This window comes from Lentzea alba (assembly GCF_047445655.1).
GTDB classification, from domain to species: domain Bacteria; phylum Actinomycetota; class Actinomycetes; order Mycobacteriales; family Pseudonocardiaceae; genus Lentzea; species Lentzea alba_A.
In genome coordinates this window covers 1-1,114 of sequence record NZ_JAJAEG010000100.1, presented here as the reverse complement: position 1 = coordinate 1,114, position 1,114 = coordinate 1, and the positions used below count along the sequence as shown (strand labels likewise).

The following is a 1,114-nucleotide window of genomic DNA, read 5'->3' as shown; positions in this document are numbered from 1 at the left end:
TGTACTGCCTTGAGAGGTTGTGAACGGTCCGACACGTAGTCGGATGATCTTGGATTGAGGGAGGGCCTCCGGGTTCGGTGTGGATTGCGACATCTGCACCGGCTAGCCAGGAGGCCCTCGATTACCCACGCTAACGCACCGCTGACCGAGCTGGGCCGGCTGCGCCTTGCCCGGTGTGTCGTCGAGGACGGCTGGCCTCTTCGGCGGGCCGCCGAGAGGTTCCAGGTGTCAGTCAGCACCGCGAAACGCTGGGCCGACCGCTACCGCGAACTCGGCGTTGCGGGCATGGCCGACCGGTCGTCACGTCCGTTGTCGAGCCCGCGCCGGACGCCGACCCGGACCGAGCGGCGGATCATCAAGGTCCGGCTGGTGCGGCGGTGGGGGCCGGCGCGGATCGCGTTCCTGCTGAGGCTGGTGCCCTCGACCGTGCATCGAGTCCTCACCCGCTACGGCCTGGCCCGGCTCACGCACGTGGACCGCGCCACCGGGCAGCCGGTGCGCCGCTACGAACGCGCCACACCCGGTGAACTCGTCCACGTCGACATCAAGAAGCTCGGCAACATCCCCGACGGCGGCGGCCACAGGATCCACGGCAGGCAAGCAGGTCTGCGCAACAGCTCCGCGCACCGCGACCCCGCCCGGCCCCGCAAGCGCGGAGGCCGCTCCAACCTCGGTTACAGCTACCTGCACAACGCCGTCGACGACCACTCCCGCCTGGCCTACACCGAAATCCTCGCCGACGAGACCAAGGAAACCGCCACCGCCTTCTGGCAACGAGCGCAAATCTTCTTCAACGCCAACGGAATCACCGTCGAGCGAGTGCTCACCGACAACGGTTCGTGCTACCGCTCCCGGCTCTGGCGCGACACCCTCACCGCCGCCGGGATCACCCACAAACGCACCCGCCCTTACCGGCCACAGACCAACGGCAAGGTCGAACGGTTCAACCGCACACTGCTCGATGAATGGGCCTACGCCCGTCTCTACCGCACCGAGACCGAGCGCCGCGAGGCGTTCCCGCGGTGGCTTCACGCCTACAATCACCACCGCGGTCACACCGCGCTCAAAGGCCTACCGCCCGCCAGCCGCGTTCCGAACCTCTCCGGTCAGTACA

At 68.0% G+C, this 1,114-nt stretch carries 1 protein-coding gene; it reads left to right on the top strand.

The genetic code is table 11. The features are described from left to right. Positions 1–120 precede the first annotated feature (120 nt). Positions 121–1,114 (top strand): IS481 family transposase (locus LFM09_RS50055; RefSeq protein ID WP_414103726.1); only part of this gene is annotated, 994 nt, incomplete at its 3' end.